The organism is Clostridium weizhouense, assembly GCF_019431045.1.
Taxonomy (GTDB): domain Bacteria; phylum Bacillota; class Clostridia; order Clostridiales; family Clostridiaceae; genus Clostridium; species Clostridium weizhouense.
The window spans coordinates 134,042-155,862 of record NZ_JAHXPT010000007.1; the positions used below are offsets into that span (position 1 = coordinate 134,042).

Consider the following 21,821-nt stretch of genomic DNA (forward strand, 5'->3'; position numbering starts at 1 on the left):
TATTATATAAATTGACCAATCCCATATTATATAAATTATTAATATATAATGTACTTAATTAAAATATTTTTAATTAAGTACATTTTTTGTTATTCATAAAAAATATATTGGAAAAAATGGTAAAAAAATAGAGGATTTTAATAGTATAAACAATTTGTTTATAAGGTATAACATACTGTATAATATAGATATAATAAAACTATGAATAATTAATAAATAAAATAATGGATATAATGGGGAAGGTGATGTTAATGCAAGAAAAATATAATTCTTTTAAGTTTTGGGAAAATGTTATAAGTAAGAACACAACAATAAGAGGTCATATGTTTATGCAAAAGCCACCGACAGAAAAAAGTTTTTATTTTCATACACTTATATTTAACAAAACCACTGGCGTAAGTAGTATTTGGGGATATGTACCGAATGAAAAAAGTTTGCTAGGATATTTTCAATATTCATTTTTGCAAGAAGCATTTTTTTATTGGATAAACGGTAATGGAAAGTCTGTTACTAATATACCTTCTTTAACAGTTGAAGCAATTATTAAAGAGGGCGAAAAATTAAAGCAAATTAATAAAGAGACAGCATTAAAAATGAGATCAGATTATGAAAAATTAAAAAAGATGTGGGATGTCCCGGTAAGTAAGATAGGAATAGAAGTAAAAAAGTTTATTAGAGGATTTAACAGCAATTGGAGTGGAGACAGTAATAGGTTTTTGTATTTAAAAGTATTTAAAACACCTGAAGAATTAGGTGAGTTTGTAGTAACATCAGGTTTGATTACTAATACAAAGGAAGAGATAGAAAATAAAATAGGTGTTTCTTTAGAAGAATGGGAAAATATTTGTAAGTATGGATTAAAAGATAAAATTAAAGCAGAACAATTTAGAAATATTTTGTTAAAAAAATTAACTGAAGTATTTTAAACATAAATTTATTATAAATAAAAATATAAACGTATATCTTATTCCCTATATAGAGTAATAAGATATACGTTTTAAATTTTTAGTATGTTTAAAGAGTTTTTTTTTTTATAACAGAAGAAATGCTTTGAGCAGAAATTCCAAGACAATCACCAGTAAATCCAAGCCCTTCTTCTGTAGTTGCTTTAATATTAATATTATCAATATTTATTTTTAAAGTATTTGCTATATTTTCTTTCATGGAGTCTATATATGGACTCATTTTAGGTTTTTGAGCAATTATTGTAGCATCTATATTATTTATATTATAACCATTTATAGAAATTAAATTACGTACTTCTTCTAGAAGCTTAATACTTGAAACCCCTTTAAATTTTGAATCTGTATCTGGGAAATGTTTACCTATATCTCCTAAAGCACATGCTCCTAATAAAGAATCCATTATAGCATGTAATAATACATCAGCATCAGAATGTCCTAATAATCCTTTTTCATATGGAATTTCAACTCCACCTAAAATCAATTTTCTATTTTCAACTAATTTATGCACATCATAACCAAGTCCAATTCTCATATACAATATCCTTTCAATGTTATTTAAATATATATTTTCTAAATTAACTTAATACATTATATAAGTTTTCATTTGATCTTTAATAGAAAATAAATATGTGTATTAATGTTATTTAATTAGAATAATATATACAATAAATTTTCTATATAAGTTCCGAGTTATATTAGTTAATTAATAAATAAACTTTATTGGAGCTTATATATATATTTTATCATTTTAGATTATAGTAATCAATTTTACATATACTTATTTAATATTTTTGTATTTATTATTTTCAACATGATAACTTTTATGAATGGATATTAGTTTTATTTTAAGATGTATATAAGACGATATGCGCTTTAATAAAAAATTAAAAAAACTTATTTTTTTCTTGTTTACAAAATCCACATATATAATTTTTTTTTGCATAATAATCTCCACAAATATTGATTTATAAGTAATATATGATTAAAAAGATATATATATAATTAGGAGATATTAAGAAAAAAGTATTGATTTTAGGTAGAGAATTAAAAATTTATTCTTAAGTAGCAAGATTAATGAACTTGATATGAAAATGTTATCAAGTAAATCAATGTTAGTAGTAGAATAAATTTCTATGATATAATAATATAATATGAAAAAACTAAATTTTTGATATTAGAAAGTTTAAAAACGTGTTTAAATAGATATTTTTCACGAAAAAGAATAAATTTGGAGGAATTATATAAATATGAATAAGTTTAATAGCAGTAAATATACTTTTTCATCAATTCCAAGCATGATTTTAATTGGGGATAGAGCAGAAGAAAACAGAAATAAGCAGATTAATTTATTTTTAAAAGAAATATCTTTATATAAGATACTAATTAAAGATTTGATAGATTATCCTCCTACAGAGAAGCAAAAAAATATTATTTTAAATATATCTTATTATATAGTTCAAAATAATGAGTTGGTAGAAATAATAGAAAGAAAAAAAGATTTACCAATAAGTAAATTTTCAAAGCAACTTAAGATAAAAGATAACTTTCTAAAAAAGTGGAGAGATTATATATTGATGTATTATATAATTTTCTTAAATCCTGAGTATAAATGTATACAAGATTATTTTAGAATAGAAGAAACAGAAAAGGCTGTTAAGTCTATAAATGTTAGAAAGAAATCAAATCTTTATAGAGGTATTGCAATACAGTCATTTAAAAGAAGTTCATGTATACTAACATCATCAGGGGAATTTATTAAAATAAAAACTAATAGAGAGATAAGAATTGGAGAAGAAGCTAGTGGACAGGAAAAAGCAGGCTTAAGACATTATAAATTACATATTTCTATTATGGCATTTATATTGATAATTTTAGGAGCAGGACTATATAATTATTATGGTAAAGTTAAATCTACAGTAATTTTGAATACAACTTCAACAATAAAACTGGAACTTAATTTTTTGAACAAGGTAATTTATGCATATTCGCCAACCGATAAAGGAAAAAAAATTATTGTTGAAACTGATCTCTTAAATAAAAATATTGATATAGCGATAAAAGAAATTTTAGAAGATGCATCAGAAAATGATATGATACCACAAAAAGACAAAATGTTGATAACAATAAGTGGCAAGACATTGGAGTATGGAACATTAAAGGAAACGAGTAAATTTGCTAATGAAAAGAATATTCCAATATTAATAAATAATGGTGGAAATCAACATAAATTAAGTAAAAATTTATATGAATAAAGTTTAAAATAGCAACATTTGCTTAAAACACAGATGATATTAAAAGTGAGTTATAAAAATAACTCACTTTTCTGCTTCTTGTATTGTAAAATAGATTACTATAATACTATTTAAATTTATTTTTTTGTATTTGATAACAAATTTTTAAATGTATCCATAGTATAATTAGAATTTATATAAATTCTATCGAGTGAAAATGGATTATCATCTCTATCAGCAAGACCTAATTTGGTTGTAAATCCCAAACTGAAGCCAGCATCTTTTGCAGCTTTCATACTATCAGCATTATAATTACCATAAGGGTAAGCAACTGTTATAACAGGTTTTCCTGTTATTGCTTCTAAAGTTTCTTTAGATTCTTTAAATTCTGATAACTGCTCTTCATATGTCATTGTAGTAAGATCAGGATGTCCAGCCGTATGACTTTCAATATCTATACCGTAGTTAGACATTTCCTTTATTGCATGTTCAGAAAGATAATATTGTCCATCTAATTTAAATGTAATACAAAAAATAGTAGCCTTCATACCTAAATCTTTTAATATTGGAAAAGCATTAGTGTAATTATTCATATAACCATCATCAAAGGTTATAACTATGCTTTTTTCAGGAATTGGAGAATTATTCAATAAATGATCTTGCAACTCACGCATTGTTATTGTTGTATAACCTGAATCTTTTATATATCTAAGTTCATTTCTTAATTTTTGTGGAGAAATAGTTACTTCATTATCCTCAGTTTGTTGAACTGAGTGATAGTATAGTACAGGCACGCCTATATTTTCATTAACTAAATTAATATTCTTTTCAGGTAGTTTCTTCTCTTGCTCAGAATTATTAGATAAAGAATTATTAGCATCATCATTACTTATTGAAGTATTAGAATCATTACTATTATCATTATCAGTAGTTGTATTTTCTATAGTTGAAGTATTAGAATCAGATAATTTTTTATATGTTAAATATCCTCCACTTACTAAAATTAAAATACAAATTATAAATATTAAAATAGTATTTTTAGTGAAAAGTTTATTTGGAATTTTCAATATAGTATCCTCCTATAAGTATGTATTTAAGTTAGTATTTTCTTTAATATATTGTATATACTATCTATTTAATAATTTATTATACAAAATAGTATAAAAAAATTTTAACATAATATGTTTCTATCAACAAATATAATAATATTATTCATAGAAACATATTTAGATTAATAACAATATTATTTGTTATGGGTAAGTAGTATTTATATTTATAATATAAAAGAGTGATAGACAGTAATTTTTATATATCATTTAAATAAATGGAAAAAATTTCACTTATCAACATTATCCACAGGTGCCTGTGGATAAAATGTTATAAAGTTATCTAATATACAAAAAGTTACATGTGTATTTTGTGAATATTTGATAAAAATAGTATTGTTGAATAAAAGAGGAGGAGGAAGCAGATGTCTCTATTTTCAAATATTATAATAACATTATCACTTCCGTTAATTTTATCAGAAATCTATCCACAACATATGTTGACAAGTTTTGAATTAAATAAGGGAAATATAGTGGAAGTTGTGGAAAAGTCTATAGGGAAAAATTTCAGTTACTTAAAAGAAGATATTACTATTTTAGAACTTAAGGATGGAAAAGACTCGAATAAAGTAAATTTAATAAATAAAAAGATAAGTGATGATATAATTCCTAAAGTTCAAGAGGCAGAAAAAACTTCAAAAGAATATTTTGAAAATATTGAAGGGGTTCAGCCAACTTTCCCGTATGAAATTGTATCTAAACCTATTATTACAAAAAATAATGATAATATATTAAGTTTTTATAATGATTACTATGAATTTTTAGGTGGAGCTCATGGTATGACAACTAGAACTTCTTATACTATAGATAAAAATAAAGAGATTTTATTAAATTTAAAAGATATATTTATTTTAAATTATAATTATAAGGAAATAATTAATAAAGAAATAACAAAACAAATAAAGAGTGAACCAGATAAATATTTTGATTCTGGTAGTGAATTTAAAGGAATTGAAGAAAATCAGAATTTTTATATAAAAGGAAAAGATTTAATTATATATTATCAATTATATGATATAGCTCCATATGTAGCTGGTATACCAGAATTTAAAGTACCATTAAGTTTATTTGATAAGAATTTTATTTATTATGATAAAATTAGTGACTAAAAATTTATTTGTATATTTATAGAAACAATAAAGAAATTATCAAAGGAGAAGAATGATGAAAAAATTATTAAAAGAGTATTTCATAATAACAATAGGAATAATAATTATTATTTTAGGGTTTGAATTCTTCTTCTTTCCTAATAATATAGCCTGTGGTGGTGTATCAGGTCTTGCTTTAATAATACATAATATACTAGGGACTGAACCAGGAATAATAATGATAATATGTAATATAATTTTATTTATTTTAGCTTTTGTTTTTATTGGAGGTAGTTTTGGAATTAAAAGCATGTATGCAGCTTTTGGTTTATCAATAATATTATCAATAATAGAAAAGAACATTAAAGTTATGGCAATAACAAATAATTTAGTTCTTGCTACAATATTTGGTAGTGTACTTTTAGCAATGGGAACAGCAATTATGTTCACTCAAAATGCAACTACAGGAGGTACTAGCATAACAGCCAAAATATTAAATAAATATTGCCATATAGATTTTGGAAAAGGTCTTTTAATATCTGATTCTATAGTAATATTATTGGCTATATATACATTTGGTATTGAACTAGGTTTGTTTGGACTATTAAGTGTATATTTAATTGGAATTTTAGTTGACAAATTTATCGATGGATTTAATTTATGCAAGCAAGTTATGATATTTACAGAACAAGAAGAGCTTGTAGTAAATCATATAACAAAAGATGTTAAGAGAGGGTGCACTGTTTTTTATGGAAAAGGTGGATATACTCAAAAGCAACATTGTATAATTTTAACCATATTAAGTAGAGCTCAATTTATTAAATTAAAAAAGTTTATGAAAATATATGACCCAAATGCTTTTATAACAGTAAATGAAACAACTGAAGTACTGGGTAAAGGATTTAAAAATATTCTTGAATAATAAAAAGGATGCCTTAAAAATGCATAAATTTGAGACATCCTTTAAAAATTTTATATTAAATTAGTATGAGAATTATTATTTGAATTTCCTCTAAAACCATATCCATCTGAAACTTTTAATCCAATAGATGTAATTTTACCAGTAATGCATCCTCTACAATGAGCAGGAGTATCGCCAGTACATATTTTTCCTGGATATAAAGCATAAAGCTTTCTATATTCACCTTCGGTAACATTTGGCATAACTACATTAGCACCACTTTGGAGTGCAATTAGACGTCCATTTTTGTTTAAAGATTCCATAGCTGTAGTTGCAGGAATATTTATATCAGGAAGCAATAATCTAGTTATAGCCATTACTTTTAGTGCAAGTGTAAACTGTCCACCTTCACAATCTTTTAAGGGAGTATCATCATTAGGTATAAAGGGACCAATTCCAATCATATCTGCATTTATTTTTTTAAAAAATAATATATCATTAGCTAAAGATTCTAAAGTTTGATTAGGAAGTCCTACTAAAACACCACTTCCAACTTCATATCCCAAGTTACCTAAATTTTTCAGACAGTTTAATCTTTCCTCATGACTCATCAATGGATCCATATCTTCATATAATTTTTTATCAGTAGTTTCAATACGTAGAAGATATCTGTCAGCTCCAGCTTCCTTAAAAGCTTTATATTCTTCATAAGTTTTTTCGCCTAAACTTAATGTTAATGCTACATCTAACTCTTTAATTTCTTTAACTATTTCTACCATACGTTCTTTAGTAAAAAAGTCATCTTCGCCACCTTGAAGGACTAAAGTTTTATAACCATAAGATACAGCTTTTTTTGCAAATTCTAATATTTCCTCTTTGGTTAATCTATATCTTTTAATATTCTTATTATCTCTTCTTAGCCCACAATACATACAATTTCTTTTACAAATATTCGTAAATTCAATTAAGCCTCTTAAATGCACATTATTTCCTAAATATTTTTCACGTACAGCATTAGCCGCTTTGAATAAATCTTCATTTATATCATCATTTTTTAACAAGTCCAATATTTCTTTTTTATCTAATTCATGAGTAAGTTTAGCTTTTTCAAGTATTGTATACATAGAACCTCCTTTAGTAAAGTTAAATCATTTATTTATAAATTTAATAATGTTAATTAACTAAGACATATTTAAAAATAATAAGACATATGGACTTGTTATTTTTTGGTTATGCCTTAGTTAGTATTGTTGAGGATTTTAAGTTATTATTTTCTTTTATTTACTTAAAACATATAATTTTAAATAATTATTTATTAAGTATACTATATAAAAAAAAAGAGTTAAAGAAGAAAAGTTTCTTAATTAACTCTTTAGAAATATTAAAAAATAATAGGTTATTATGCTTATATATTTTATTATTATTTTTTGAATGTGCATAAAAAGTAATTTGCTATTTCTTTTATAAGATAAGGTTTTAGTTTAATAATTATTTAATATTAAGCAACATGTTTATTTGAACTTAAATTTCTATCAGTAGATGTTGAGCTATGATTATTTTTTTTATCGCTTATATCTCTAATAATTTTATATATTTGTATTATTAAGGTGGGAGCAAAAGCAAATAAATAAATATATATAACGTTTGAGCTACTAAGTGGAGTTACTTCAAATAAATTTTGTAAGTTTGGAATAAATAAAACAGCGTTTAATAGAACTAATCCAGTTATAAATGCAATCCAACTAAATTTATTATTAAATACACCTAATGAGAAAATAGATTTTTTACCACGACAATTAAATCCATGAAATAATCTTGCCAAGCATAATGTAGCAAAGGCCATAGTACTAGCAGTTCCAACGGGACCATCATATAACCCAATATGGAAAGAAACCATAGTAAAAATAGCTATTAATAAACCTTCAAGTAATATGCTTTTAATAAAGCTTTTAGTTAATATTGATTCATTAACATCTCTAGGCTTATCACGTAAAACATCTTTTGTCGATTTTTCCATACCTATAGCAATAGCAGGTAAACTATCTGTTAATAAGTTTATAAATAATAAATGAACAGCAGCAAATGGTATAGGTAAAGCCATTAATGATGAATATAAAACAGCAAGTATTCCTGAAGTATTTCCAGAAAGTAAAAATCTAATAGAATTTTTAATATTAGAATAAATATTTCTACCATTACTTATAGATTTAACTATTGTGGCAAAGTTATCATCAGTTAAAATCATTGATGCCGCATCTTTTGAAACTTCAGTTCCTGTTATACCCATTGCAATACCTATATTAGCTTGTTTTAATGCAGGTGCATCATTTACACCATCACCAGTCATAGCAACAATTTTATTTTTACTTTGCCATGCTTTGACTATTCTTATTTTATGTTCTGGTGATACTCTAGCGTATACTGAAATACTTTCTAATTTTTCAAGTAATTGTGAATCAGACATTTTATCAAGTTCAAGCCCCTCAACAGCTATATCTCCATCTCTCAAAATACCTATTTCTTTAGCGATAGCAGAAGCAGTAATTTTATGATCACCTGTAATCATTACAGGTTTTATTGAAGCTTTAATACAATCTCTAACAGCATCTTTAGATTCTTCTCTAGGTGGATCTATCATTGAAATCAAACCCATAAATGTGAAATCTTTTTCGTCATCTAAAGATAAATCTTTTTTAGCATTTAATTTTTTATAACCAAAAGCTAAGACTCTTAATCCATTAGAAGAAAGTTGATGATTTACTTCATTAATTTTTTTCTTATCTTCATCAGTAAATGTTCTTATGCCATTAGAAGTTTCTATTTTTGAAGTTCTTTCTAATAATACATCGATAGCACCTTTAGTAATCATAACATAATCATTATCTATGCTATGAAGTGTACTCATTAATTTTCTATCTGAGTCAAAAGGTATTTCACTTAATCTAGGGTAAGTATTTCTATAAGAAATTTCATCAATATCATGATTATGTGCAAGATTAATTAAAGCAACTTCAGTTGGATCACCTAATTCATTACCATCTATAGATGTAGAATCATTACATAACACAGAACTATTTATAAGGAATTTAGTTAGTGAAGAAGTTAAATCAATATTATCAGATAAAATTAAATTTTCATCTACAAAAATACTTTTAACAGTCATCTTATTTTGAGTTAAAGTTCCTGTTTTATCAGAACAAATCACAGAAACACATCCAAGACCTTCTACAGCCCTAAGTTTTTTTATTATTGCATGTTCCTTAGACATTTTTTGCGTTCCTATAGCAAGAACAATAGTTACAATAGAACTTAAAGCTTCTGGAATAGCAGCAACAGCAAGAGCAACAGCAAACATTAAAGAATCTAAGATTGTATTACCTCTATAAATATTTAAACCTAATACAACAGCACAAATTATTATTACTCCTATAGCCAGTTTTTTAGAAAAATCATCTAATGAAACTTGAAGAGGAGTCTTTTTTTCTTGAGTTTCTTCCATTAAAGTAGCAATTTTACCTAATTCACTATTCATTCCTGTGTTGGTTACAAGTATAGTAGCTCTACCATAAGTAACTAAAGAACTTGAAAAAACCATATTTTTTTGATCACCTAAAGCTACTTCATCTTTATTAATAGTTTCAGTATGTTTATCTACACTTTCAGACTCACCAGTTAGAGAACTTTCATTAACTTTTAATGAAAAATTCTCCAAAATTCTACCATCTGCAACTATAAGATCACCGGCTTCTAATAGAAGAATATCTCCAGGAACTACATCTTTAGATGGAACTTCAATTTTAGTTGAATTTCTGATTACTTTAGCTGTAGGTGAGGAGAGTGCTTTTAAGCTATTTAAAGATTGTTCAGCTTTTACATATTGAACAGTACCTAAAATAGCATTCATAATTATAACTACTAAGATTACTAAGGTACTTTCTATATTTCCAGTAGCCATAGAAATAATAGCAGCTGCTATTAAAATAACTACTAATAAGTCTTTAAACTGATCTAAAAATACGGAATAAATACTTTTTTTCTTTTTTTCAGTTAAAATATTTTCACCGTATTTTTTTAATTGCTCTTTGACTTGAGAATCTGTAAGTCCATTTAAGGTTACATTAAAATCTTTTAGACTATCTTCACAGCTCTTACAAAAATATTTCTTCATATAATATAATCTCCTTTTAAATTAATTAGCAATTAACCAAAAATATAATAAATATTATTATATTTTATATTTTGCTCAATTTTTTATTTGAAATGCTTAAAGAATAAAAAACAATTAAAACAGAATTTATAGTCATAGATTTTTTTATACATTGTTTTTGGAAAAGTATATTTGAAAATTTCTAAAACATATGTCTAAATTAATTCTTAATATAATTTGTCCACAAAATTTGTTTTTTATAAATGTTATCTAAAGCAACAAAAAAGACTTTTAATATAACTTTAAAAAATTTTTTTAAAGTTATATTAAAAGTCTCGTTACCTAAAAGGTTATAACACCAGGTTATATTAACCGCGAATGTTGATGTTATATTTCAACTACTCCCTTTTAATTCAATATTAATTTATTTAAATTAAATATATTCTAAATTTAAAACTTTGTCAATTAAATTTATATTAAATATGTATAATATAGAGAACTTGTAAAAATTAATAATAACAAGTTATTTATATTAATAACTAGTAATTAATATGAAATTTTAGTTATAATGTAATTAAAGATATTATTTCAAAGAAGGGATTAATTATTATGTTCACATCAATTAAGACACCTAGGGTTTACGATCAGGTTATAGAACAAATAAAAAGTAAAATAAAAAGTGGTGAAATAAAAAAAGGAGATAAACTTCCATCAGAAAGAGAAATGGCAGAATTACTTTCAGTATCACGTACATCTGTAAGAGAGGCCATAAAGGCATTAGAAGTAATAGGACTTATAGAAAGTAGACAGGGAGCCGGGAATTATATAAGAACGAATTTTAATAATTCACTTTTTGAACCTCTTTCAGTTATGTTTATGCTTCAAGAAAGTTCCCTTGAAGAAATGTATGATTTAAGAAAAACATTAGAATTGGAATGTGCAAGATTAGCAGCTGAAAATATAAAAGATGCAGAGATAGAGCATTTAAGTGCTATATTAGATAGAATGTATGAATCTTTAACTGAAGAACAAAGTCTTGAACTAGATATTAAATTTCATTATGTAATAGCAAAAGCATCAAGAAATGTTTTATTAATTAATATACTTGAAGTGATATCTCAGCTTATGGATGAATTTATAAAAACCTCAAGAATGCAAATTCTTCATGAAGGAAAGAATAGAGAAAAATTATTGTCAACACATGAAAATATAGTTAAAGCATTAAAACTTAATGATAAAGAAAAGGTTTCTGAAGCTATGTATGAACATTTCGATTTAATATGGAAAGCATATGGCTATTAAAATCATTAAAAAATTAAGGGAGAAGACATATAATATTGTTAATAAAATATCAATAAAGTATACCTATAAAATTAAAAATATAATTTTATAGGTATTTTTATATACAAATAACTTTATTATTTAACGTATTCTAAGTTTGAAATTTATAGGAATAAACTTAGAATTATGTATGATATTGTAATATTATATTTATAAAAAATTATGTAAATGTTTTCTGTTAATATAATAACAATTATTTACATGGTAAAAATTAAGAGTTATAATGAAGCTGTAAATGGTATTACCAATTTATAATTGGTATGATATATTACCAAAATGGAGGGATAAATGTGTACATGTTATTTTTTCTAGCTTGTATTCCTATTATCTGTCTTATGATATCGCTTGGAAAACTTAAAATACCAGGTCATAAGGCATGCCCGGTTGCTTTTTTGATAACAGTATTACTAGCAATATTCGTTTGGAAAATGAATATTACAGATACCTTAACTGCAAGTTTAGAAGGTTTAGCACTAGCTATATGGCCAATAATACTTGTAATTATAGCAGCAGTTTTTACTTATAATTTATCAATTCATACAGGAAGTATGGAAATTATAAAAAGGATGATGATAGGGGTAACAACAGATAAAAGAATTTTGGTCTTAATATTAGCATGGGGATTTGGAGGATTTCTAGAAGCAATTGCAGGATTTGGAACTGCTGTTGCAATACCAGCTAGTATTTTAGCAGTATTAGGATTTGAACCAGTATTTGCAGCAATCATATGTTTAATAGCTAATACTACACCGACAGCATTTGGAGCTATAGGTTTACCTATAATTACTTTATCACAAGTAACAGGATTAGACATACATCAATTATCTTATGCAATAACAATCCAATTGGCACTAATGATTATACTTATTCCATTTATATTAGTTGCTTTAACAGGAAGGAGCATAAAAGCTATAAAAGGAGTTTTTGGAATTACATTAGCTTCTGGATTATCTTTTGCAATACCACAAGTATTTGTAGCAAAATTTATAGGAGCCGAATTACCAGCTGTAATAGGTTCAGTAGTTTCAATGGCAGTAACTATTTTTATAGCTAAAAAGTTCTACAATAGTCCTACTCAAGAAGAAAATATAGAAAATAAGGTTTCATTTAAAGAAGGCTTTATGGCCTGGTTACCATTTATATTAGTATTCTTATTAGTAATGATATGTTCTCCTTTGTTTAAAGGAATATATGAACCATTATCACAAATAAAGACCTTAGTGCAAATTTATAGTGGAGAAGGAGGAAAGCCTTATATTTTCTCTTGGATTGTAACTCCAGGTATATTAATAATAATTGCAACTTACATTGGAGGACTAATACAAGGGTGCAAATTCAAAGAGATTACAATAATTTTATTAAATACAACGAAGCAAATGATTAAATCAGCTATAACAATAGTTTCAATTGTAGCTTTAGCAAAAGTTATGGGATATAGTGGGATGATTAAATCAATAGCGAGTGTTTTAGTTATTGTAACTGGAGGATTTTATCCACTAATTTCACCTATAATAGGAGCACTTGGTACATTTATAACGGGAAGTGATACGTCAGCAAATGTTTTATTTGGAGAATTACAGGTACAAGCTGCAAATGCAATAGGAGCAAATCCATATTGGATTGCAGGTGGTAATGTAATGGGAGCTACCGCAGGAAAGATGATTTCTCCACAAAGTATAGCAGTTGCAACTGCAGCTACTAATCTTGTTGGAAATGAGGGGAAAATATTAAATTCAACTTTAAAAGTTTGTCTATTTTACATTGTGTTATCAGGATTAATAGTATTTTTCTGTGGCCCAATATTTGGATTTTAAAATATAGTTTTTAGGAGGTATTTTTATGAATATTTTAGTTTGTATTAAACAAGTACCAGGAACTTCTAAAGTAGAAGTCGATGAAGTTACAGGAGTATTAAAAAGAGATGGAATTGATTCAAAAATGAATCCTTATGATTTATATGCACTTGAAACAGCACTTAGAATTAAAGAAAGTAAAGGTGGAAGTGTCAAAGTATTAAGTATGGGACCTAATCAAGCTCTTAGCGTAATTAAAGAAGCTTATATGATGGGAGCAGATGATGGAACTTTATTATCTGATAGAAGATTTGGTGGTGCAGATGTTTTAGCCACTTCATATACAATATCACAAGGTGTAAGGAGTATGGGAGATTTTGAACTTATAATTTGTGGAAAACAAACAACTGATGGAGATACTGCTCAAGTAGGACCTGAAATGGCTGAATATTTAAATATTCCTCATGTGGCAAATGTAGAAAAAATAATAGAAATAAAAGATCACTCAATTGTAGTTGAAATGGATATGCCGGAAACTTTAGAAGTTGTAGAAATAGCTTATCCTTGCTTAATAACTGTAGATAAAGGAATATTCGAACCAAGATTACCATCTTATAAGAAAAAGGTTGCAACAAAGGATAAAGATATTGCAGTTATAAATTTAGATAATTTTGAAGATAAAAACGAAAAGAAATATGGATTAAATGGTTCACCTACGCAAGTTGAAAGGATATTCCCACCAGAAGTTAATACTGACAGAGAGATGTGGATAGGTTCTTCAAATGAGTTAAGTGAAAAAATAAATAATAAATTAAGAGAATTAAAATTCGTATAAGTTTTAATTTAAAATGAGTAATTTATTAATATAAAAGGTTTGGATAATAGATATTTGGTTTAGATATGTATAAATAATTTTAAAAAGGTTAAAGGATTTTTTTAAGGGGGAAGAAGTTATGGCAAAGTTAGTTGTAAATCAAGAAAAAATAACTAATCAAGAAGAGCTAATTAAAATATGCCCATTTGGTGCTCTTGAAATAAATAATGGAAAAGTTGAAATAAATGGAGCATGTAAAATGTGCAAACTTTGTGTTAAAAAAGGACCAAAGGGTGCAGTTGAATATGTAGAGGATGAAGTTAAACAAATTGATAAAAGTCTTTGGAAGGGAATTGCTGTATATGTTGATCATGTAAATGGTAAAATTCATCCAGTCACTTATGAATTGATAGGTAAAGCAAGGGAATTAGCAGGAAAAATAAATCAACCTGTTTATTGTGTATTTATTGGCGATAAAATAACTGATGAAGCAGAAGAATTATTACATTATGGTGTAAATAAAGTATTTGTATATGATAAAGAAAGCTTAAAAGACTTTAGAATAGAACCATATGCTGCGGCATTTGAAGATTTTATTAATAATGTAAAACCTTCAGCAATATTAGTTGGAGCAACAACTATAGGTAGATCACTTGCGCCTAGAATTGCAGCTAGATTTAGAACAGGTCTTACAGCAGATTGCACAATTCTTGACATAAAAGAAAATACAGATTTAGTACAAATTAGACCAGCATTTGGTGGAAATATAATGGCTCAAATAGTTACTCCTAATTCTAGACCACAACTTGCAACTGTTAGATATAAAGTAATGACAGCTCCTGAAAGAACAAATGATATTAGTGGTGAGATAATTCAATGTGATATTAAAGATGAAAAGCTTAAATCTGGCATTAATGTATTAGAAGTTAAAGCGAAAGATACAGAAGTTGGAATAAGTGATGCTGAAATAATTATTGCAGCGGGCAGAGGTGTTAAATCAGAAAAAGATTTAGAGATGATAAAAGAATTGGCAAATTTGTTAGGCGGTGAATTTGCATGTACTAGACCTTTAATTGAAGCAGGTTGGGTAGATGCTAAAAAACAAATAGGATTAAGTGGTAGAACTGTTAGACCAAGATTAATAATAACATGCGGAATTTCTGGAGCGGTACAATTTTCAGCAGGTATGAATAATTCAGATTATATTTTTGCTATTAATAGTGATGAAAAAGCACCAATATTTAAGGTTGCACATTACGGTGTGGTAGGAAATCTTTATGAAATAGTTCCACAAATTATAGAAAAAATAAAGATGAGCAAGGAGGCATAAGGCTATGACTTATAAAGATGTTGAAATTAAAGATTATGAATATATATTATCTATTGCAGAAAATGATAAAGAAAGAGTTTTCTTTGGGGATGAAATAAACGAAGATTATAGCCATGATGAATTAGGCGGAATAAAGAAAATGCCTGATATAGTAATTCAACCTATAAGTACAGAAGAAGTTTCAAAAGTAATGAAATATGCTTATGAAAATAGTATAGCAGTTACACCAAGAGGGTCTGGTACAGGACTTGTTGGAGCAGCTGTTCCAATTAAAGGTGGAATAGTTATAGACCTTTGTAGAATGAATAAAATATTAGAGTTAGATGAAGAAAATCTTACTCTTACATTAGAACCAGGTGTATTACTTATGGAGATAGGTAAATACGTTGAAGAATTTGATTTATTTTACCCACCAGATCCAGGAGAAAAATCTGCAACAATAGGTGGAAACATAAGTACTAATGCAGGCGGAATGAGAGCTGTTAAGTATGGTGTTACTAGAGACTATGTTAGAGGTCTTGAAGTAGTACTTCCAAATGGAGAAGTAGTACAATTAGGCGGAAAAGTAGTTAAGAATAGTTCAGGATATTCATTAAAAGATTTAATGGTAGGCTCAGAAGGAACATTAGGTATAGTAACAAAAGCTATATTAAGATTATTACCACTTCCTAAAAAGGCATTAAGTTTACTTATACCATTCCCAACTCTTGAAAATGCTATAGACACTGTACCAAAAATAATTAAATCTAAATCAATACCTACAGCAATAGAATTTATGCAAAGAGATGCTATATTAGCAGCAGAAGAATTTTTAGGTAAAAGTTTTCCAGATAAGTCTTCAGATGCATATTTATTATTAACTTTTGATGGAAACTCTACAGAAGAGATTGAAAAAGCTTATGAAAATGTTGCGAAGATATGTTTAGATGCAGGTGCTATAGATGTATTCATATCTGATACAGAAGAAAGACAAGAATCAATATGGTCTGCTAGAGGATGTTTCCTTGAAGCTATAAAGGCTTTAACTACTGAAATGGATGAAGTTGATGTAGTAGTACCTAGAAATAAAATAGGTGAATTTGTGAAATTTACTCATGAACTTGAGAAAAAATTTAATATTAGAATAAAGAGCTTTGGACATGCTGGAGACGGAAACTTGCATATTTATATCTTAAAAGATGATTTAAATGAAAGTGTATGGAAAGAAAAACTTGAATTAGTTATGAAAGATATGTATGACAGATCAAAAGAATTAAAAGGACAAGTATCTGGAGAACATGGAATTGGATTTGCTAAAAAGCCATACTTAGAACAATCACTTTCAAGCGAAATATTCTCAGTAATGAAGGGAATAAAATTAGCATTTGATCCTAAAAATTTATTAAACCCTGGAAAAGTATTTGAATAAAATTAAATTTACAATAAAAGAGTATCTTAAAATGATTTTTTTAATTATTTTAAGATACTCTTTTTTTAATGTCTAGAAAAGTATAGAATTTGAGAAGCTTGAAACCTTGATAAAATCTAAGTTTGTGGAGAGGTTTTTGAATTGCCAATGGACGATGGACAATTGACAATAAAGGAAGAACTCTTCTTAAGAATATTTCTAAAATATATTTGAAGAAAGCCAAAGGCTTTCAACCATAATTGTGCATTGTCAACTGTCAATTTAAACGTGGTTTAGCTACTTTTGTTTTGTATACAAACTATAGAATTTTACAAATATAAAATGTTTTTAAAATCTAAATATTGACAGTAATTTTTTAGTATAAGAAAAAAATTTTTTGTGTACACTAAATTTAATTGTATTTACTGATTTTATTTGAAAAATAAGTTTTAAGAAATGACTGTTATTAAGGAATTAAATCGGAGGAGTAATTAATGTACTTATATTTTGTAATAGCATGCATTCCTATTTTATGGATAATGGTTTCTTTAGGAAAATTTAAAATACCAGGATATAAAGCGTGTCCCACAGCACTTTTAATTACATTTTTACTAGCCATTTTTGTTTGGAAAATGAATGTAAAGGAAGCAATTACTTCTGTGTTAGAAGGATTTGCATTAGCATTATGGCCTATAATTCTTATAATTATAGCAGCAGTTTTTATATATAATTTATCAGAGTATACAGGTAGCATGAAAACAATAAAGAATATTATGACAGGTGTAACTAATGATAAAAGGATATTGGTATTAATATTAGCTTGGGGATTTGGAGGTTTTCTTGAAGCTGTATCTGGAATGGGTACAGCGGTAACAATACCAGCAAGCGTACTTGCTGGATTAGGATTTCAACCAGTATTTGCAGCTATTATTTGTTTAATAGCTAATACAACCTCCACAGCATTTGGAGCAATAGGTTTACCAGTTACAACTTTAGCTAAAGTAACATCATTAGATATACATAAATTATCTTATATTATAAGCATTCAATTAGCACCATTAATAATTATCATACCGTTTATTTTAATTATGTTGACTGGAAAGAATATAAAAGCTATTAAAGGGGTTATTGGAATAACATTAGTATCAGGATTAGGATTTGCTATACCACAAATTATAGTTGCTAAATATTTTGGAGGGGAGTTACCTGGTGTTGTAGGTGGAGCTATTTCAATGGCATTAACTATATTCATTGCAGAAAAATATTATAAAGAAGCTAAAGATGATAAGTATGTAATTCAAATTGTACAAAATAATGAAAAGTTATCAATTAAGAAAATTATTTTGGCTTGGAGTCCATTTATTTTAATATTTTTATTTATAATTATTTTCTCACCATTTTGTCCACACATATATAAGCCTTTGTCAAATATAAAAACTTCAATATATATTTATAAAGGTATAGATTCAAAGCCTTATACTTGTTATTGGATTATAAACCCTGGAACATTAATTATAATAGCATCATATATTAGTGGTCTTATACAGGGTGTCAGTTTAAAAAAAATAACATCAATTTTCTGGGAAACAATAAAAGAAATGTATAAGCCAGCTATTACTATAATATCTATTATAGCATTAGCTAAAATAATGGGTTATAGCGGCATGATTAAATCTATAGCCGAGATATTGGTTTTAGCTACAGGAACATATTATCCTTTTATATCACCAATTATAGGTGCATTAGGAACCTTTGTAACAGGGAGTGATACTTCATCTAATATTTTATTTGGAGAACTTCAAGTTGAAGCAGCAAAGTCGGTAGGAATAAATCCATATTGGCTTGCTGCTAGCAATATATTAGGTGCAACTGGTGGGAAGATGATCTCACCTCAAAGTATAGCAGTAGCAACTGCAGCTACAGGATTAACTGATAGTGAAGGAAAAATCCTTAGTTCAACGGTAAAAATATGCTTGATTTATGTTTTGGTAGGAGGAATAATTGTGTTTTTAGGAAGATACATATTTGCATAAATTATTAAATTATATGAGTTTTAATATTTATATTAAACTTAATATTGAAATAATAGGGGATTATCTTAGAATTTTATATATTTTAAGATAATCTTTTTGTGTATAAATCTATAAGTCATTGAATATTAGAATTTTATAGTAGTTCTTAATTAATTATTTTTATGTGCCTAAATAGAAAAAAGATAAAATTTGACGTATAATTGAGTAAGATATAATTAAGGTGCATTCAAAAAATAATAGAATAAGTATGAGCCTTTATTTGATTTATTATTTTATGAACTAAATACTAATAAAATTTTATAACATATAAGTTAAAGGGAGATATAACATATGACAGGACTTGTATTAGAAGGGGGAGCTTTTAGAGGGCTTTTTACAGCAGGTGCTTTAGATGCGATGATAGATATAAAATTAGAGATAAAATATATAGTTGGAGTATCAGCAGGAATCACTAATGGTTATTCATTTGCATCAAAACAAAGAGGAAGAAATTTAGAAGTTATGGAGAGATTTATAAATCATCAAAGATATGTTGGATATAAAAATATTTTAAAATGTAAATCTATAATGGATATGGATTTTGTTTTTGATGAAATTCCTAATAAACATTGTCCATTTGATTACAAAGCATTTAATGAATTTGATGGTAAAGTATTAGCAGGAAGTTTTAATATTTTTACAGGTAAAGTTGAATATTTTGATAAAGAAAATTTAGATGAAAAAAATTTAATATTAAGAGCTACTTGTTCAATTCCATTGTTATTTCCATTTGTAAAACTAAATAAAAATTATTATGCGGATGGTGGACTTTTAGATGCTATTCCGATAAATAAGTCTTTAAGTGATGGAAATGATAAGAATATAATAGTTCTAACAAGAAATGAAGGATATAGAAAAAAAGAGTCTAAAATTAATAAATTAACTTATAAATTATATAAAAATAAATATCCGCTCTTAGCAAACGTATTAAAAAATAGGCATATAGAATATAATAATCAATTAGATGCTTGTAAAAAATTAGAGAATGATGGTAAAGCAGTAATAATACGTCCAACTATTGATATGAACATAGGGCGTTTTGAAAGAAATAAAGTTAAGTTAAAAGAAATTTATAATAATGGATATAATGAAGTAATTAAAAATAAAGAAAAGATACTTAATTTTCTATAAAATTTTATATAAGTTCATAAGTATATTAGTGAGTGAGTGTATTTATAAAATATTTTAAGATTTATACTAATCAACAAATTTTATTGGAACTTATATATTTAACTATGTAGATAAATTTTAAATTTTATAATAAAATGTATATTTGTAGATAAAATTACATAGGAAAAAAGGAGAAATAGTTACTTGAATAAAAAAGATTATGATAATAAAGAACAACATGAAAATATAACAGATGAATCAGTAGATTTATATGAAAATATGGTTGAAGATTTATTTGAAAAATATGCTAGTAAGATGGATAGAATGTTTGCTAAAGGCGTATATTCTTTTAATATAGAAGAGCAATTAAATTCTTTATCTAAAGATTCAATATATAGTGTAGCTAGAAATATTGGAATGAGTAAGATATCAACGTTGAATAAAGATAAGCTTATTGAAAGAGTTCTTACAGAGTATAAGCCATTAATAGAACGACAATTTAATTTTTTTGAAGAAGAAAGATATGAGATTTTAAAAAGTTATGTTAATAATGGTGGAATGAAAATTTTTGATCAAATTAATGAATCTGAATTAGGTAAAACTGCTTATTTTATGCAACAAGGATTAATATTCCCATCGTTAAAGGATGAAAAAGCAGTATTTTTAATGCCAAAAGTAGTTCAAAAATTAGTAATGCAAATGGATACTCCACAATATAAAGATAGAATAAGATTAAACGGAGAAATATTAAATCTTTATAGAGGTATGAATAAAGCATATGGTGTTATAGAATCTAAATGCATACAAGAGTTAATAAATAAATATTGTATGCATTTAGATGGGTTTGAAATAGAAAATATAATAAGAGAAGGTCAATATTTTTATAAAGAATATAGAGAAGAAAAGTCATTTTTTGTAAATAATAATATAGAAAATTGGTTAGATTTAGTTGATGATATAAAGAAAAATAATAATGATTTAGATTATGCTACAATTAAAAAAGATGAATTAATATCTTGTATTGATGAAAAATGGTTATATACAACTAAGTTTGGAAAAACATTTTTCAAAGAATTTACAGATACATTTGAAATTAATAAAGATATGACAATACAAATAATGAATGATTTATCATTTGATATTCAAGATAATGAACCAAATGAAGCTATAAAAGGTTTATTAGATTTAATAAATTCAGATAATAATAATCTTAAAAATTATATAGAAGTTATAACTAATAAGTTTATTAATAATATTAGACTATGGAGATATAAAGGTGCTACTATCAATGAGATAAATGGTAAAAATAATACAGTAAAATCTGAAAAAACTGTAGGAAGAAATGATCCATGTATATGTGGCAGTGGTAAGAAATATAAAAAGTGCTGTGGAAAAATATAAAAAGTTAAATAAATAAGAAATATAAGCTATATAAAAAATTTTAAAAAAATTTTTTATATAGCTTTATTAGTAGAGTTGTTTTTTCACAAATGTTAATATTTAAACATATATTGAATTAATATCATTACATGGAGT

Annotated in this window: 16 protein-coding genes; 12 read left to right on the forward strand and 4 right to left on the reverse strand. The window is 26.0% G+C overall.

The features are described 5' to 3' along the window. Positions 1 to 329 precede the first annotated feature (329 nt). Positions 330 to 926, forward strand: a complete 597-nt coding sequence (locus KYD98_RS10220) for a hypothetical protein (RefSeq protein WP_219779940.1) — start codon at positions 330 to 332, stop codon at positions 924 to 926. 88 nt (positions 927 to 1,014) lie between these two features. On the opposite strand, the gene ispF is transcribed toward KYD98_RS10220, so the two are convergent. Continuing rightward, a complete protein-coding gene (gene ispF / locus KYD98_RS10225; RefSeq protein WP_219779820.1) occupies positions 1,015 to 1,497 on the reverse strand; it encodes a 2-C-methyl-D-erythritol 2,4-cyclodiphosphate synthase in 483 nt (160 codons plus the stop codon). 715 nt (positions 1,498 to 2,212) lie between these two features. Here ispF and KYD98_RS10230 point away from each other — a divergent pair. Beyond that, positions 2,213 to 3,217, forward strand: coding sequence for an anti-sigma factor domain-containing protein (locus tag KYD98_RS10230; RefSeq protein WP_219779823.1), 1,005 nt, complete (start codon positions 2,213 to 2,215; stop codon positions 3,215 to 3,217). Positions 3,218 to 3,333: 116 nt separating this feature from the next. Here KYD98_RS10230 and KYD98_RS10235 read toward each other — a convergent pair whose 3' ends face one another. Continuing rightward, positions 3,334 to 4,263: a polysaccharide deacetylase family protein gene (locus KYD98_RS10235; RefSeq protein ID WP_219779825.1), complete on the reverse strand. Its 930-nt coding sequence runs from the start codon at positions 4,261 to 4,263 to the stop codon at positions 3,334 to 3,336. Positions 4,264 to 4,667: 404 nt separating this feature from the next. On the opposite strand from KYD98_RS10235, the gene KYD98_RS10240 reads away from it, so the two are divergent. Together KYD98_RS10240 and KYD98_RS10245 are read left to right on the forward strand one after the other, a co-directional pair. Further along, positions 4,668 to 5,411, forward strand: a complete 744-nt coding sequence (locus KYD98_RS10240) for a DUF3298 and DUF4163 domain-containing protein (RefSeq protein ID WP_219779827.1) — start codon at positions 4,668 to 4,670, stop codon at positions 5,409 to 5,411. 55 nt (positions 5,412 to 5,466) lie between these two features. Then, a complete protein-coding gene (locus KYD98_RS10245) occupies positions 5,467 to 6,312 on the forward strand; it encodes a YitT family protein (RefSeq protein WP_219779829.1) in 846 nt (281 codons plus the stop codon). A gap of 50 nt (positions 6,313 to 6,362) precedes the next feature. Here KYD98_RS10245 and hydE read toward each other — a convergent pair whose 3' ends face one another. Together hydE and KYD98_RS10255 are read right to left on the reverse strand one after the other, a co-directional pair. Continuing rightward, on the reverse strand, positions 6,363 to 7,415 hold the full coding sequence (gene hydE, locus KYD98_RS10250; protein ID WP_219779831.1) for a [FeFe] hydrogenase H-cluster radical SAM maturase HydE: 1,053 nt from the start codon (positions 7,413 to 7,415) through the stop codon (positions 6,363 to 6,365). 374 nt (positions 7,416 to 7,789) lie between these two features. Beyond that, on the reverse strand, positions 7,790 to 10,459 hold the full coding sequence (locus KYD98_RS10255) for a cation-translocating P-type ATPase (protein ID WP_219779833.1): 2,670 nt from the start codon (positions 10,457 to 10,459) through the stop codon (positions 7,790 to 7,792). Between the two features lie 588 nt (positions 10,460 to 11,047). Between KYD98_RS10255 and KYD98_RS10260 the strand changes: the two genes are divergently transcribed. From KYD98_RS10260 to KYD98_RS10295, 8 genes are all read left to right on the forward strand, one after another. Then, positions 11,048 to 11,740: a FadR/GntR family transcriptional regulator gene (locus tag KYD98_RS10260; protein ID WP_219779835.1), complete on the forward strand. Its 693-nt coding sequence runs from the start codon at positions 11,048 to 11,050 to the stop codon at positions 11,738 to 11,740. Positions 11,741 to 12,063: 323 nt separating this feature from the next. Beyond that, positions 12,064 to 13,593: an L-lactate permease gene (locus KYD98_RS10265; protein ID WP_219779942.1), complete on the forward strand. Its 1,530-nt coding sequence runs from the start codon at positions 12,064 to 12,066 to the stop codon at positions 13,591 to 13,593. A gap of 25 nt (positions 13,594 to 13,618) precedes the next feature. Next, positions 13,619 to 14,407: an electron transfer flavoprotein subunit beta/FixA family protein gene (locus tag KYD98_RS10270; RefSeq protein WP_219779837.1), complete on the forward strand. Its 789-nt coding sequence runs from the start codon at positions 13,619 to 13,621 to the stop codon at positions 14,405 to 14,407. A gap of 118 nt (positions 14,408 to 14,525) precedes the next feature. Further along, a complete protein-coding gene (locus KYD98_RS10275) occupies positions 14,526 to 15,716 on the forward strand; it encodes an electron transfer flavoprotein subunit alpha (protein WP_219779839.1) in 1,191 nt (396 codons plus the stop codon). A 4-nt stretch (positions 15,717 to 15,720) separates the two neighbouring features. Continuing rightward, the gene (locus tag KYD98_RS10280; RefSeq protein ID WP_219779841.1) at positions 15,721 to 17,124 is read left to right on the forward strand and encodes an FAD-binding oxidoreductase; all 1,404 of its coding nucleotides are present in this window, start codon (positions 15,721 to 15,723) and stop codon (positions 17,122 to 17,124) included. Positions 17,125 to 17,597: 473 nt separating this feature from the next. After that, positions 17,598 to 19,136 carry an L-lactate permease gene (locus KYD98_RS10285; RefSeq protein WP_219779843.1) on the forward strand — a complete coding sequence of 513 codons (1,539 nt, stop codon included), beginning with the start codon at positions 17,598 to 17,600 and terminating at the stop codon, positions 19,134 to 19,136. 330 nt (positions 19,137 to 19,466) lie between these two features. Further along, a complete protein-coding gene (locus KYD98_RS10290) occupies positions 19,467 to 20,306 on the forward strand; it encodes a patatin-like phospholipase family protein (RefSeq protein WP_219779845.1) in 840 nt (279 codons plus the stop codon). A gap of 183 nt (positions 20,307 to 20,489) precedes the next feature. Continuing rightward, positions 20,490 to 21,686: an SEC-C metal-binding domain-containing protein gene (locus KYD98_RS10295; protein ID WP_258049755.1), complete on the forward strand. Its 1,197-nt coding sequence runs from the start codon at positions 20,490 to 20,492 to the stop codon at positions 21,684 to 21,686. Positions 21,687 to 21,821 lie beyond the last annotated feature (135 nt).

Coding starts and splice junctions, on each gene's coding strand:
- KYD98_RS10280 (WP_219779841.1), top strand. CDS start 15,721: ATGACTTATAAAGATGTTGAAATTAAAGATTATGAATATATATTATCT.
- KYD98_RS10270 (WP_219779837.1), top strand. CDS start 13,619: ATGAATATTTTAGTTTGTATTAAACAAGTACCAGGAACTTCTAAAGTA.
- hydE (WP_219779831.1), bottom strand. CDS start 7,415: ATGTATACAATACTTGAAAAAGCTAAACTTACTCATGAATTAGATAAA.
- KYD98_RS10255 (WP_219779833.1), bottom strand. CDS start 10,459: ATGAAGAAATATTTTTGTAAGAGCTGTGAAGATAGTCTAAAAGATTTT.
- KYD98_RS10220 (WP_219779940.1), top strand. CDS start 330: ATGCAAAAGCCACCGACAGAAAAAAGTTTTTATTTTCATACACTTATA.
- KYD98_RS10260 (WP_219779835.1), top strand. CDS start 11,048: ATGTTCACATCAATTAAGACACCTAGGGTTTACGATCAGGTTATAGAA.
- KYD98_RS10275 (WP_219779839.1), top strand. CDS start 14,526: ATGGCAAAGTTAGTTGTAAATCAAGAAAAAATAACTAATCAAGAAGAG.
- KYD98_RS10230 (WP_219779823.1), top strand. CDS start 2,213: ATGAATAAGTTTAATAGCAGTAAATATACTTTTTCATCAATTCCAAGC.
- KYD98_RS10240 (WP_219779827.1), top strand. CDS start 4,668: ATGTCTCTATTTTCAAATATTATAATAACATTATCACTTCCGTTAATT.
- KYD98_RS10245 (WP_219779829.1), top strand. CDS start 5,467: ATGAAAAAATTATTAAAAGAGTATTTCATAATAACAATAGGAATAATA.
- ispF (WP_219779820.1), bottom strand. CDS start 1,497: ATGAGAATTGGACTTGGTTATGATGTGCATAAATTAGTTGAAAATAGA.
- KYD98_RS10290 (WP_219779845.1), top strand. CDS start 19,467: ATGACAGGACTTGTATTAGAAGGGGGAGCTTTTAGAGGGCTTTTTACA.
- KYD98_RS10285 (WP_219779843.1), top strand. CDS start 17,598: ATGTACTTATATTTTGTAATAGCATGCATTCCTATTTTATGGATAATG.